A 13,142-nucleotide genomic window follows, 5' to 3' on the forward strand; every position below is an offset into this window, starting at 1 on the left:
TGGAGTCATAAACTTGTGAATTCGGGTCAAAGGGGTCACCGTGAAGCTGAGCGACGAGGGCGTGCCACCGCTTGCGTTCGTTCAGTTGCTCGAACGCCGCGCACTCGACCCTGACGCCGCCGCGCGGCTTCGTGTGATCATGCACCGCGAAGGAACCAGTGAAGCGACGCTCATTCAGCATGACGTTCAGGCACCGATACGGTGGTTTCGGGAGGTCTATCCCGAACTCGATATCGCCCAGGCCACTCGACTCGGATTTGCGTTTGCCGAGCAGGCCCAGTTGACATCGTTCGGGCCTCTGAGTTCACCTTTGATCAGCGCTGGTTCGGTCGCCGAGATCGTCGATCTCCTGACATACCTACCATTGATCTCCACGGCGTTGAAGTCGCAGTTCCACACCGGCGACTACGGTCTGATCGTCGGGCTCACTGCGCACACAGGCGATTCCGCACTGGACTGCTTGGTCATCACCTACGGTGGGTCGGCGTTACTACGACTGCTGGACATGCTCGCCGGTGACATATCGCCGGTGACACTCCATCTGAGCTGGCCGGAGCCGGCCGAGGTGAGCCACGACGAAGGTCCGGGGGCGAATCGCCGGTTCTTCGACGCTCCGATTTCCTTCGTCCACGTACCCGAGGAGACCCTCAACAAGGCTTGTCGCTTCTCGGACCCCCTCGCATATCGTCTCGCTATCGCTGATCTGCAGCGAACACTCGCCCAGCGGAGTGGGTCCATGTCATCCGCCGAGAAGGTGAGGCAACAGTTGGAAAAGGACCTCGGACAGCGAACCAACCATGATGTTGCACAAGCATTGTCGATGTCGAGTAGCACGTTGAAACGGCGGCTTGCCGAAGAAGGAACCACCTATAGCAAGGTGCGCCACTCGCTGCTGTACGAGCGCGCGATGCTACGGCTCCTCGACCGATCGGTTTCGGTCAGCGAGATCGCTACCGAACTCGGATACAGCGACCTCGCCAACTTCTCTCACGCCTTCAAACGCTGGACCGGACGCTCTCCGAAAGATTTCCGAAATCCCCGACTCTCAGACGACCCGGATTCGACGTAGACCCCGCAGAACGGGGTCGAGATCGATGCCTCGTTCGTTCGCGGCCTGATCGATCTTCATCTCGGAGATTTCTGAGACGTCACCGCCTCCCTGCCGTGAGAAGAAGAGTGTGTGCAAACCCGAGTACCAACCACTAGTCACTCGACGGTGTCGGCCGGCACGCGTGCGGTCTCCGATTCGAGAAAGTCGACGAGAGCTTCCAACAGGCTGTCCGCGCGGGTTTCGACATCGGCCAGGACAGAGTCCACGTCGTCGAGAAGACCGTGGGCGTGTCTACGCGCAAGCGTTCCGCGTTCGTAGTAGCCGGGGTCGAGTAGAACCCGCGGTACTGGATCCGGTGCCGCGATCTGCTCCGGATGTTGTGACCGCGCAGTGGGCTGCAGGTGGGTGGGTGCCCTTCCGTCCCAGTGCATTCGCACGATGCCCGCTACCGCACGGGCGGTCAGCGGGGTCGCAGCCAACGGGGTGTGGCCCCACCGGTCGATCGCAGTCGACAGCGGATGTTGACCGGCCGGGTCGAAATACCGGTCGTATCCGCCGAGCCCGGTGCCGTCCACGGCATCGAAAGCGTCGGCGAGCATTCGGGTGCTCGGATACCGGGCCTGATGGCCGAGCACCTCACACCAGCGCTGGTACACCGTGCGCGGAGAAATGCCCGTCCCCGCCAGCGCGAGGGAGGTGAGGGTATGAACGCCGCGGCCTGTCTCGATGCGAAGGGCGTCGAGACCCGCATCGGCGGTGACATCGCATGCCCGCAGGGCCGCGATCTGCGTGTACGGCAGACCTGTCGTAGCGAGCGTGAGGATCAGCGCGTCTCTGCGCGCGAACAACGCTGACGGCCAACCGTATTCGGGGAGTCGGGCGATGATTCCGCCGATCACGGCTGCCACCTCCTGCAGGCGCGACGTGCGGGCCCCATCCAGCGCAGCCCGGACGGTCTCAGCGCGCCCTGGAGGAGGTAATAGATGCCGATGATGAGCGGAGTCGATCACCGCGATCCGGCGGCGTTGGGTCGTCGGCGCGGCGGGGTGCGCATACAGGAACCGAGCAAGTGACTCAGGAGAGGCCGCCAATGGGGGTTCGCCATGGGCGGTGCACCAGTCCTCGAACAGTGACCACGTGTGCCGATCCCGCCTCGGTATCGACGTGTTCGTGATGTCCGATGCACGTATCGGACAAGGGCGGTCGTCGTGGTCAGCATCTACCCCTGTCGTCCCGTCGCCGCTCACTGGTTCGGTCGGGTGCCTGGTCATAGGCCGAGCTCGGTGACGGCGTTGCCGACCAGTGGCGCATTCTCGTGAGCGTATGTTTCGACCATTGCGGGTGTGGTGTGCCCGGTTTGGCGCATGATCGCATGCGCGTCGGCACCGTTGCGGAAGGCCTGCGTGACGAAGCCGGAACGGAGGGAATGCCCGCCGAGCTGGGCGACGGTGTCGGGGCCGTATCCAGCTCGAGTAGCGCGGCGGCGGATCGCCGCGTGCACCGCGGCTCCGGACAGGGCTGTGTCGGAGAGGTTGCCGTTCTTGCGGACGGACCGAAACAGAGGGGACCGTTTCTCGACTACAGGAAGGGTGCCGCGGCAGATATGGGAGTCGAATTCCACTGCGCGGGAAAGTATTCGGATGACAGCAACTCTGCCGCCGGTGTCGAACGCTGCGACGATCTGCAGCCATCGCACCCACGCGCAGACCGGACATGACTCGTGGCGGTCGGTGAACGGGAGTGCTTTCACGGTTCCGGTGCCGTCCTGGTCGGTCTTCGATTTGCGGATACGTACGTGCGCGCCGTCGAGGCGGTCGCGGTGGACATCGCGGCATTCGAGCGCTACGAGTTCGCTGCGGCGGAATGCGCCGGTGTAGCCCATCAGGAGCAGCGCAGTGTCGCGGCGTTCGAGGACCTCCGACGCCCACCCGGCCCCACCTCGACGCGCGTAATCGACGATCGTAGTGATGTCGGAGGTCAGCAGCGGTGCGCGCGGGTTACGGGGCCGCTCCCCCGCAGACGCGTAATCCCGCCGAATACCCGAGAGAGTGGCGCGCACCATCTCGTGCCCGCACGGGTTGTCGTAGCCGGTAGCGCGGTGGCGGTCCGCGACCGCCGCGATCCATTTGCCGAACGTCGACGGCGCATACGCCCGCGTCCCGTCGACGGTGAGCGTGTCGGCAGCCGCAACGAGATAGGCCGCCACCGTAGCGGGATGCGCCGGCAACGCGTGGTGCCCGGCGACGGTGCACCAGGTCTCGAAGCGTCGCCACGCCGAATCGTAGGCGCGGCGGGTAGCACCGGACCGTGCCGACGCCATCGACCGTTCGATCCGAGCGGCGACCTCGCCCGACAGGTCCGGAAACACCTCCGCACTCCTCACCGGGACGACTGAATCCGTGTCCAGGACCTCACCTAGCTGCCGATCTGCCATGACAGGGACTGTAGCGAGCACCCCCGACAGCTCTTTCGAGTTGAAACGCGCTGAGCAGGGATTTAGACGAAGACGGTGCGGGAAGGAAAATTCTCGTCGGTCACCGCACAAATAACGTTGGTGACTATGACCCCGGCGCGAAAACGGGCTCCTCTGCTATCGCCGCGTGTGCGTCGCGTGTGAAGTGACACGCTGGTTGTCCAATTGACAGCCTTTCTGTCCAATCGTGACCAGGGCATGTCCACTCCTGAAGACCGCCCGCATGAAAGCTCCCCACGGCCGCGCTAGCTTCCTTGTCATCGCCGCAGGTCCAGACCCCCTCATCGCCAACACGAGGACGGGCTCCGGCTGGTCTTCACGTTGGACAACTTCACTGACAACACGCGCAGAGACCGAAGATTTTCGATCATTGGACAGGTTATTTGGCACCCGAGCAGGCATTCCCCCAGCAACGCGGTGGACAACTACCTGGTCCGATTGGACAACTTCGGTGTCACTTCACATCGCGGACGACCCCGCTCCATCGGGCGATAGTTATGTCGGCGGATGTTGCAGCGGGATCCCGTGGTCAAGGAACAGTTGCACCGTCTCATCCAGCTCCGCTGCAGTGCGGCACCCCATGCGCAGGAAGTTGTACAACGAACTGGCGGATGCGGGATCGACACGCGCCGCCGCGATGGCGGCCTCGGCCGCAGCGTGCGCGTCAGCCCACAGATCGCGCTCGGGTGCGGGATAAGACGAGCGCGTCGGAGCTGTCCCGGGATCGACCGGCTCATAGGGTCGTGGGCTCAGCAGAGATGCGTGCGCACCGCCGGCATCGATCTCACCGCTCTCGACCAACGCAATGGCGATCGCCGCGGCCTCGAGGACTTTCGCCTGCTCGTCCCAGTGCAGGTCCTCGAACGGAACCCACGCGGTCCGCAACGGGCGAGAACAACCGGCGGCCTTCCAGATCGCAACGAGCCTCGTCGCCCACCGTCCGGTGCGAACCAGCGGCGAGGACACTTCGTCGACGACGGTGCGCAGAAGCCGGAACCACACTGCGGCATGTACCCGGCCTGGGCCGAGTTCCACCCATCCCGTCGTCAGAGCCTCGGTGCTGCGCCGATCGAGGTCCGTGACCGCCGAGGGAACCGGAACGGGCGAGACCCGTTCGTCCGAACCGAACCGGACCTGATCCCAGAAGATTGCATGACCAGGGAAAACAGAGCAGGGTTCGAGTCGACAACGGTGGTCGAGGCAGCTGCTCAGCACCGGATATTGCTGCAGCAGAGTCATGTTGATATCAGCAGTGGATTCGAGGCTGTCGATACATGCCGGGCATGCCCGACTGCGCGGAGTGCTCGCCCACGGCAACCATGCTTCGCTCGTGGGTGTGCGGCGTCGTCGATCCTCCCTCGCGAGGTCGGCCGGTAGCAGGATCGAGAATTGGTGGACGTAGGTGTCGAAGTCGCAGTCGGCGGGGTCGGTGCTGTCGAGCAGCCACGGTGTCCACCCCGCCAACGTCATCATCCGCACCCTCTCTACCGGGACTGCGCCGCGACCGGCCAGCTCGGCAAGTATCGGCTCCGGTGTGTAGCGGTCGAGATCCTCGACAGCACAATCGATATCGATGCCGGCAAGCAAGTCAGAAGGCTTGATGTGCGGATACAGCTCGCATATCCGGGCCAACCATGACGAGAGGACCTCACCTGGCAGTGGCTGCGGATGCAGCGGCCACGGGCGAACGTACGCATCATCAGGCATCGCCGCGAGCCGCGCGTTCACGCGAGGTGGCGCTCGAACTGGCGGCGTCGCTCCGTGGGGCCGAGATACGGAGTGCGCGTGAGCACCGATGAGGTGATCGCTTCCTCTCCACTGTCGACGGCGGTCACTGCTGCGGCAGTGAGCAGCGTTGTCAGTTCACCGATGGTGCCCTCGCAGCGAGTAAGGAGGTAGTCGGTCATCTCCGGTGATGTCAGGTGCGAGGGTTTGCGGAGGGGGAAGCTCGTGGTGAAGCTGGCCAGCAGTGATCTGGTGTCGGCAGTGTTGGTCCAGACCGGCAAAGTCATGGGGTGGAATCGGTTCTCCAACTGGGGATCGGTCCGGATGGCGAGGTAGGCGTCGCGGGTTCCGACAGCGACAAGAGGAATGCGTAGTTCGTTGCCCAGGAACCGCAGCACGTTCAAGAATTCGCGGCGGACGTTGTCGCGGCCAGCGAGAACATTGTGGAGCTCGTCGATGATCAACATCCGTACGCCGGTGGCGCGGAGCAGCATCAATGCTTGCTGTTCGAGTTCGTGGACCCGATTGCGGGGCCTGGTCGGTGTTCCCAACGCTGTGAGCAGTACGAGGTAGAACCGGCCGGGTGACGGGTCCGGGGGCATCTGCATGCACAACACCGGTATCTGCTCGCGGTCGGACAAGCTGATCGGCGGATGAGTGCGCCGAAACTTTTCGATGATCATCGACTTGCCGTTGTTCGTCGGACCGAGCAACAGTAAGTTCGGCATACGCTGTCGGTCCGGCCACGACAACAACGACTCCAGATGGTCGATGACCATACGGGCCTGCGGATACCCGATCCACCTCTCCGACCGGATCAACCGGATCCGCTCCGCGTCGTCGAGTGCGGTGAGCGGTCGAACCGACTCCCGCAGGTGCCCCAAACCCTCGCTGGACGACTCGGTGGCTTCGTCGCTGCGTCCTGTCGATGCGGTCATTGCCTCACCATTCCTCGATGTCGCTGAAGACCGGCGTTGCGGTGCCGCCGTCCGCTCGAGGCTCCGCCGGCGGGTGGATCGCCGGGATCGGTGCACACGCGGCGTCGCCGGTGAGATGCGTGCGGCGGGCACGGTTGCGCCGGGCTTTGCGGGTGGCTTTCTGCGAGCGGTCGGTGACCTCGCGCATCTGCTCGATCATCGAAAACAGTGCGCTCTCATCGACGTTCGACCGACCTTGTTCGCGGAGACGGGCGATAGCAGCTCTGTGCTCCCACAATGTCACCGCGGGATGTGACATCGTCCGGTACGGCACCTCGACATAGCCGGCACCGTCTGGTTCGAGGACCCAGATTCTGCTCAAATCTCGTGGGTCACGTCGTATCACGAACCGCCCCAAGTCCTCTCGCCGCGCAACCCACGGTTTGAGCGCGTTCGAGAAGTAGTGCACGTGATCGAGAACGAAGCCCGTACGCGTCAGACGTCGCCGGATGACGGGAAGAAAGTCCACCAGGAACGCGGTTTCGCCGAGCACCACACGAGGGGCATGACCAACTGCGGCAACCGCGCCGGCCCACACGGCGGCCGGAGTGTTCCCGATCCCTGTGTGAACGCTTCCGTGATACGAGGCTATGGCCAGGACCAGCCAGCGCTCCAACTCACGCAATGTCAACGCCGCGTGCTTGTCCGAGTCGTACCTTCCTCGGTCCGCTGGGTTCGAGAAGGTGGTCCCAGGCAGCTCGTGCACCGCTGTCATCGCCGTTCCGATGATGCGTTCGACGATCCCGCCGTAGTGCGGTCGGCCCGGAGGACGGTATTCGAGTGTGATGGCGTGCTGGGCGCATCCGCGGCGCAGCGCTTCGCTTTTGAACTCGGAGGCGTTGTCGAGATACAACTGTTTCGGCTTCCCTGCCATCGGCCACTGCACCTGCTCCGCGAGCTCGCATGCCTCCAGCCATGTCTGCTTCTCGCAGCACACGCGGCCCAGGCACAACCCGACCGATATCGACGACGGCGGCTCCAGAGTGACGACGAACCCGAGTACGGAACGGCTGAAGACATCAATGGCGATCGTCAGGTAGGGGCGGCCGATCGGTTGCCGCTCGTACTCGTCGACGACCATCAGATCGACGACGGTGTGGTCGATCTGGACCTGATCGAGAATCCCCGAAACCGTCGGTGGACTGTCGCCGGCGGACTGACGTGGGCGGGCGGCATCGGGTCCTCCGCGTGACCTGGCCACCGATGCCGGATGGAGCGCGGCGATACGCGCGGTGACGGTATTTCTGGCCGGCACTGGCAGACCCGCGCGGTGACACGCCAACGCGATGCGTCGGTGCAGCGCAGCGACACTCAGCTTCTGGCGGTGAAGAAAATAGCGGGTGAGATGATCGCCGATCACTTCCTCGACCTCAGCCGTCACTCGGCTGCGGCCACGCCCTCCCGACGAGACCTTCGCCAGAAGATCGGTGACCGTGCCCGTACCGTCCCTAAGCCTGCCAAGCAACGTGTAGACCCGCCGCCTGGATAGTCCCAAGCGCTGCGCTGCAGCGTCGACCGCTTCCGAACGCACCGGATGCATCTCCAGCAAGGGAGCCAGGACACCGAAACGGGCCTCGGCCTGGGACCACCGCTCCCCCGACGCTGTCAGCACACCGGTCTCCACGATGGCGAGCTTGTCGGGGTCCATCACAAGCCTCCCCTATCACCGAGAGCCGAACGCGACCGTGCACCGCACTTCTGACATCAGAATGTCAGAAGACACGTGCACTCACCCTCGAAACGCCTGCAAAGAGTGCAGCCGTCTTCTGAAACTGACACGGATGTCAGTTTCAGAAGTCGCGTTCACTGTGTCAGAAGTCGAATGCACTGAGCGCCAGCAATATGAGGCGGGGTCGGCTCGCCCTCCGGCTCGTCGGCGTTAGTGTTGCCTATGGGCATGTCGAAAGTGGTACCTGCGCTGCCGGTACGAGACATCGACACCGCTGCCGAGATATACGTCCGATCGTTCGGCTTCACGACCCGGTACACCGACCCGACTTTCGCGAGGCTCACCCGCGACGACGTCGAGATCCACTTGTGGGCCGCCGACGACGACAGCTGGGATACCCGTTCAGACCACGCGGCATGGCCGGTGTGCAGCGGAGCCGAGACGTTCCTTGCCGGCACCGCCAGCTGCCGCATCGCCGTGGACGAGATCAACGACCTTTACGCCGAGATGTCCCGCGCGGGGGTGCTTCACCCCGCAGACGTAGGCCGTCCCGTCTCGACAGGCTGGGGAACGACGGAGTTCGCAACTGTCGACATCGACGGCAATCTGATCACGTTCCATACCGAGAAGAGGCAACACGAGCCCAACACTCCAGGCGACGGCGCACCCTGACCCCACCCCCCTTCGAGGCAGCAACGAGCCCGACGTCCCTTGTGCTGCCGCGGACTCGATGGCGGGCCGGACTCGGCCGGTTTGCCTTCGAGCCGACTCGAACCTTTAGTCTGCGGTCATGTCTGCTCTGTTGATCTCGCAACTGTCCTCGGCAACCGGGGTGCCAGCGACAACGCTGCGCTTCTACGAGAGCGAGGGCCTACTTCCGGCGGACCGAGCCCCGAACGGCTACCGTGTCTACGACGAACGAGCACAGCAGCGATTGGCGTTCATCACCGCCGCGAAGAGCCTGAATCTCGCTCTGCCGCAAATCAAGTCGATGCTGCGTGTGTGGGAGAACGATTCGTGCGCCGCGGTGAAGTCCGGGCTGCGACCGGCACTGCGTGAACACATCGCCCGAGCAGAGGAGTCGATCGCGCAGCTGACCGTGCTGCGGGACGCGCTGACCGCCGCGCTGGTTCGTCTCGACGAGACCCCCGACGCGTCGACACCGTGCGACCCGCAATGCAGCTGGTTGGCGTCGACTTTGACCGCACCCGTGAGCGCGTCATGACCGAAACAGCGCGAACGTCGGCGGTGCAATGGTGGGACACCCACCAGATCGGCCTGTATCTACTCGCACTCGTCGCCGGCGCAGGGGTGGGGTTGTCCTTCCCCTCCGCAGCACCGACGTTCGAGCACGCCATCAATCCGGTGCTGATCGTTCTGCTCTACGCGACGTTCCTCGCAGTGCCGTTCGCCGCGATCGGCCGGTCCCTACGTGATGCCCGGTTCACCACCGCGGTGGTCGTTCTGAACTTCGCAGCCGTCCCCATCGTGGTGTTCGCACTGACCCGCATCATCGCAGGGAACGAAGCTGTCCTCGTCGGTGTGGTACTGGTGCTGCTCGCCCCCTGCATCGACTACGTCATCGTCTTCAGCGGACTGGCCGGCGCGGCATCGGAACGCCTCCTCGCCGGGGCACCGCTGCTGATGTTGCTGCAGATCGCCCTGCTGCCGTTGTGGCTGTGGTTGTTCGTCGGGGCCGAGACTGTCTCGATCATCGACATCGCCCCCTTTGCCGAGGCGTTCGTTCTACTCATCGTGATCCCGCTGGCGCTGGCTGCGGCGACGCAGCGGTGGGCGCGACGTCGACGTCTGGGCGAGCAAATCATCGAGGCGATGGCAGCGGCGATGGTGCCGGTGATGATGGTGACACTCGCGGTCGTCGTCGCCTCCCAGATCGACTCGATCCGCAGCCGTATCGACCAACTCGCCGCTGCTGCAGCCATCTTCGTGGTGTTTCTGATCGTGATGGCGTTCGTCGGTGTCGGTGCCGGGAAGGTGTTCGGTCAGGACGTGCCGGCGACGCGGGCGTTGGTGTTCTCCGGCGCCACCCGTAACTCGCTGGTCGTGTTGCCACTCGCCCTGGCGCTACCACCGGCGTTGAGCCTGGCCGCCGTGGTGGTCGTGACGCAGACCCTCGTGGAGTTGATCGGAATGGTGCTCTACGTCCGCTACGTGCCGCGTCTGGTGCCGGGCGAGACCACCGCCGCGACAGGACAGTCGACGCAGTGAGGGACGTCATCACACGCGCCGAGCGAGCATCGATGTCATGGACAAGGCGTGTGTCGAGCAACGTCCGGTCGACTGCTTCTACGGCGGGGCAATCGGTGTGCGGCGGTTCGTCCTGCTAGACCCCGACTTCGGCGGCAGAACCCACTCATGCTGATTCACCGTGCACAACACCATCACCACACGAGCGGTGATCGTCCTGAAATACAGGCGTGCAGGACACGTTCACCCGCGCGCAGTCAGGCCACGGTCAGATAGATCAGTGCAATGTTGAGTGCGACGACGATTCCCGCGATGAGCCATGCCGCGTATGCGGTGATCCGGTGATTGACATCGCTGCCCATCAGGATGCGGTCCGATGTGAACCGCACCAAGGGAATCAACGCGAACGGGATACCGAACGACAGCACGACCTGCGAGACGACCAGTGCCCGACTGGGGTCGACTCCTGCTGCCAGAATTGCCAGTGCGGGAACAAGGGTCACCAGTCGTCGCACCAGAATCGGAATGCGCTTACGTAGTAGGCCGTCCATGATCATCGCGCCGGCGTAGGCCCCGACCGATGTCGATGCAAGGCCCGAGGCCAGCAGGCCCACCGCGAACAGCAGCGCTACGACCGGCCCCAGGGTGTCCCCTACCGCTGCGTGGGCTCCTTCGATGGAGTCGACGCCCTCGCGGCCCCCCAACGTCGATGCCGCCAACAGCAGCATCGACATGTTCACTGCCCCGGCCAGCAGCATCGCCAACCCGACATCGATCCGGGTGATCCGCAACAACCGCTGACGGACAGGCCCTGCCTCGGGGTGTCCGTGCCGGTCACGTGCAAGGCCGGAGTGCAGGTACACCGCGTGCGGCATGATTGTCGCACCGAGCATCGCGGCGGCGATCAACACGCTTTCCGCGCCGTCGAACCGCGGAATCAGACCGGCCGCGGCCTCGGTGAACGATGGCGGTTCCACGACGACGCTGGCAAGAAATCCGACGGCGATGACACCGAGTAGCCCGAGAATCACGAACTCGAAGGGCCGTTGGCCCCGCCGATCCTGGACCACCAGCAAGATCATCGATACGGCCCCGGTGATGAGGCCGCCGATCAGGAGCGGCAGGTCGAAGAGCAGGTAGAGGGCAATTGCACCGCCGACGATTTCGGCGAGGTCGGTCGCCATGGCGACCACCTCCGCTTGCCCCCAATATGCCAGTCGCACAGTCCTGCTCGACTTCTCGCGGACTACTTCGGGCAGTGTCATTCCGGTGACGATGCCGAGTTTGGCGGAGAGGAACTGGACGAGACCGGCCATCACGTTCGCGGCAACGATCACCCAGACCAGCAGGTATCCGAACTGCGCACCGGCACTGACGTTGGAGGCGACGTTGCCGGGGTCGACGTAGGCGATCGCTGCGACGAAAGCCGGGCCGAGCAGAACCAGGCCCGACCGAAACCTCGAGGGCGGCCGAGACGATCGGCGCTGCAGCACAGACATGACCACACCCTCCAGCACCAACAGTATGTCAGGACCCTGAAAATATAGTTCGGCCACCCGAACAATGCAATGCGGCGTGGTGGTTCGGCGACATCTCGATCAGATGGGCAGGACCACTGCACTGACGAATTCGTTGCGGATCCAGGCGATGAACAACCCCCACACTCCGGTCAGCAGCGCCACGCCGACGGCGATCATGATGACACCGCCGGCGACCTTGATCTTCTGCGAGTTCCTTCGAAGCCACCCCACCCCGCGCATCGCCGAACTCGAACCGAACGCGAGGACGACGAACGGTAGGCCGAGTCCCATGCAGTACGCGACGATGAGAGTGACCCCGCGGGCTGCGGTTGCACCTTCGGTTCCTGCCGCGACAGACAGAACGCCGGCGAGGGTGGGGCCCAGACACGGTGTCCAGCCGAGCGCGAACACACCGCCGAGCAGCGGCGCTCCAGCGAGGGACGAGATCTGCTGAGGTGCGAATCGGGTGTCGCGTTGCAGAACGGGTATCAATCCGATGAACGCTGCACCCATGATGATCGTGATGACGCCGCCGACTCGTTGAAGTACTTGCTCGTTGATGCGCAAGGTGCCGATGACTCCGAAGATCGAGGCTGTGGCGAGGACGAAGACGATCGTGAATCCGGCGACGAACAACGACGCTGCGCCGGCCACACGCCAGCGATTCGCCAGCTCCGTCGACGACGTGCCGGTGGTCGACGTGCCGGTGGTCGAGGTGCCGGGCGATCGGGTATCGGCCGATTGGGCGTCGGCACCGGCGATTCCTGCCAGGTAGGACAGGTATCCCGGCACCAGCGGCACCACGCACGGTGAGGCGAACGAGACCAACCCGGCGAGCATGCATGCCGCGATCGCGAGCAGCAGTGGCCCGCTCGATGCCGCGTTCTGGAAGGCCGAACCGATGTCCTGGGCGAGAAGAGTCGTCATTCCGCGGCTATCCGTTCGACGACGGGAAGGAGGTCGTCGGTGAGCAGGGCGCGCATGAAGACCGCGGCCACGCGGTGCTGACGATCGAGTACCAGCGTCGAGGGGATCACGCTGGTCGGGTAGTTCCCGCCGAGAGCGATCAGGGTCCGCATCGAAGGGTCGTAGATCGAGGGGTAGGAGACGTCGTTGTCGACCACGAAGTCCTGCGCTTTGTCCTTCTGTGGATCTCTGACGTTGAGACCGAGGAACTGCACGCCACGCTCGCGGGTGGTCTCGTAGACCTCTTCAAGGTCGTCGGCTTCGCCGCGGCAGGGGCCACACCACTGACCCCAGAGATTGATCACCACCACCTTGCCGTCGTAGTCCGACAGAGCGGTCGTCTTGCCTTCCTCCATCAGATCGGGGCCGGCGAGTTCGCCTATGGTACCGCGTGTTTCGGGGGGATCGTAGACGATGTCGGTTCGACCGCCGGGGGCGACGAAGTCGAAGCTACCTCCCGTGGATGCAGCCTGTGCGCCGTCGGAGCATCCGGAGATCAGTAGTACGACGGCAAGAATCGATCCCATTGCCGCGGTGGCCGTGCTGCCCTGAC

Annotated in this window: 12 protein-coding genes; 4 read left to right on the forward strand and 8 right to left on the reverse strand. The window is 64.2% G+C overall.

The features are described 5' to 3' along the window. The first annotated feature begins 40 nt into the window (after positions 1 to 40). Positions 41 to 1,069 (forward strand): helix-turn-helix domain-containing protein, encoded by a 1,029-nt coding sequence (locus tag CH276_RS12315; RefSeq protein WP_052047647.1) that lies wholly within the window; start codon positions 41 to 43, stop codon positions 1,067 to 1,069. 137 nt (positions 1,070 to 1,206) lie between these two features. Here CH276_RS12315 and CH276_RS12320 read toward each other — a convergent pair whose 3' ends face one another. From CH276_RS12320 to CH276_RS12340, 5 genes are all read right to left on the reverse strand, one after another. After that, a complete protein-coding gene (locus CH276_RS12320) occupies positions 1,207 to 1,950 on the reverse strand; it encodes a recombinase (protein ID WP_230591063.1) in 744 nt (247 codons plus the stop codon). Positions 1,951 to 2,318: 368 nt separating this feature from the next. Beyond that, positions 2,319 to 3,485 (reverse strand): site-specific integrase, encoded by a 1,167-nt coding sequence (locus CH276_RS12325; protein WP_032364181.1) that lies wholly within the window; start codon positions 3,483 to 3,485, stop codon positions 2,319 to 2,321. A 534-nt stretch (positions 3,486 to 4,019) separates the two neighbouring features. Further along, positions 4,020 to 5,231 (reverse strand): TniQ family protein, encoded by a 1,212-nt coding sequence (locus CH276_RS12330; RefSeq protein ID WP_094629854.1) that lies wholly within the window; start codon positions 5,229 to 5,231, stop codon positions 4,020 to 4,022. Between the two features lie 17 nt (positions 5,232 to 5,248). Further along, positions 5,249 to 6,187, reverse strand: coding sequence for a TniB family NTP-binding protein (locus tag CH276_RS12335; protein WP_094629838.1), 939 nt, complete (start codon positions 6,185 to 6,187; stop codon positions 5,249 to 5,251). Positions 6,188 to 6,191: 4 nt separating this feature from the next. Beyond that, complete coding sequence (locus CH276_RS12340) at positions 6,192 to 7,874, reverse strand: Mu transposase C-terminal domain-containing protein (protein WP_094629839.1); 1,683 nt, start codon at positions 7,872 to 7,874, stop codon at positions 6,192 to 6,194. A gap of 249 nt (positions 7,875 to 8,123) precedes the next feature. Here CH276_RS12340 and CH276_RS12345 point away from each other — a divergent pair, with 249 nt between their 5' ends. The 3 genes from CH276_RS12345 (at position 8,124) to CH276_RS12355 (ending at position 10,124) form a co-directional block, all read left to right on the forward strand. Next, a complete protein-coding gene (locus CH276_RS12345; RefSeq protein WP_237606111.1) occupies positions 8,124 to 8,567 on the forward strand; it encodes a bleomycin resistance protein in 444 nt (147 codons plus the stop codon). A gap of 118 nt (positions 8,568 to 8,685) precedes the next feature. Next, positions 8,686 to 9,120, forward strand: a complete 435-nt coding sequence (locus CH276_RS12350; protein ID WP_094629840.1) for a MerR family transcriptional regulator — start codon at positions 8,686 to 8,688, stop codon at positions 9,118 to 9,120. After that, entirely contained in the window at positions 9,117 to 10,124 is a 1,008-nt protein-coding gene (locus tag CH276_RS12355) for an arsenic resistance protein (protein WP_094629841.1), read from the forward strand. Before CH276_RS12350 ends, CH276_RS12355 begins: the two co-directional genes overlap by 4 nt. A 236-nt stretch (positions 10,125 to 10,360) precedes the next feature. Here CH276_RS12355 and CH276_RS12360 read toward each other — a convergent pair whose 3' ends face one another. The 3 genes from CH276_RS12360 to CH276_RS12370 all read right to left on the reverse strand — a co-directional run bounded on the left by CH276_RS12360 (position 10,361) and on the right by CH276_RS12370 (position 13,116). After that, a complete protein-coding gene (locus tag CH276_RS12360) occupies positions 10,361 to 11,602 on the reverse strand; it encodes an Nramp family divalent metal transporter (RefSeq protein WP_094629855.1) in 1,242 nt (413 codons plus the stop codon). A 99-nt stretch (positions 11,603 to 11,701) separates the two neighbouring features. Further along, complete coding sequence (locus CH276_RS12365) at positions 11,702 to 12,550, reverse strand: cytochrome c biogenesis CcdA family protein (RefSeq protein ID WP_094629842.1); 849 nt, start codon at positions 12,548 to 12,550, stop codon at positions 11,702 to 11,704. Continuing rightward, positions 12,547 to 13,116, reverse strand: coding sequence for a TlpA disulfide reductase family protein (locus CH276_RS12370; protein ID WP_094629843.1), 570 nt, complete (start codon positions 13,114 to 13,116; stop codon positions 12,547 to 12,549). The genes CH276_RS12365 and CH276_RS12370 overlap by 4 nt, the downstream gene beginning before the upstream one ends. Positions 13,117 to 13,142 lie beyond the last annotated feature (26 nt).

It is taken from the genome of Rhodococcus sp. 06-470-2 (assembly GCF_002258235.1).
GTDB lineage: Bacteria > Actinomycetota > Actinomycetes > Mycobacteriales > Mycobacteriaceae > Rhodococcoides.

Bases quoted from the DNA above. Each gene is read 5' to 3' on its own strand.
- CH276_RS12325 (WP_032364181.1), bottom strand. From the start codon at position 3,485: ATGGCAGATCGGCAGCTAGGTGAGGTCCTGGACACGGATTCAGTCGTC.
- CH276_RS12330 (WP_094629854.1), bottom strand. From the start codon at position 5,231: ATGCCTGATGATGCGTACGTTCGCCCGTGGCCGCTGCATCCGCAGCCA.
- CH276_RS12335 (WP_094629838.1), bottom strand. From the start codon at position 6,187: ATGACCGCATCGACAGGACGCAGCGACGAAGCCACCGAGTCGTCCAGC.
- CH276_RS12340 (WP_094629839.1), bottom strand. From the start codon at position 7,874: ATGGACCCCGACAAGCTCGCCATCGTGGAGACCGGTGTGCTGACAGCG.
- CH276_RS12345 (WP_237606111.1), top strand. From the start codon at position 8,124: ATGTCGAAAGTGGTACCTGCGCTGCCGGTACGAGACATCGACACCGCT.
- CH276_RS12350 (WP_094629840.1), top strand. From the start codon at position 8,686: ATGTCTGCTCTGTTGATCTCGCAACTGTCCTCGGCAACCGGGGTGCCA.
- CH276_RS12355 (WP_094629841.1), top strand. From the start codon at position 9,117: ATGACCGAAACAGCGCGAACGTCGGCGGTGCAATGGTGGGACACCCAC.
- CH276_RS12360 (WP_094629855.1), bottom strand. From the start codon at position 11,602: ATGTCTGTGCTGCAGCGCCGATCGTCTCGGCCGCCCTCGAGGTTTCGG.
- CH276_RS12365 (WP_094629842.1), bottom strand. From the start codon at position 12,550: ATGACGACTCTTCTCGCCCAGGACATCGGTTCGGCCTTCCAGAACGCG.
- CH276_RS12370 (WP_094629843.1), bottom strand. From the start codon at position 13,116: ATGGGATCGATTCTTGCCGTCGTACTACTGATCTCCGGATGCTCCGAC.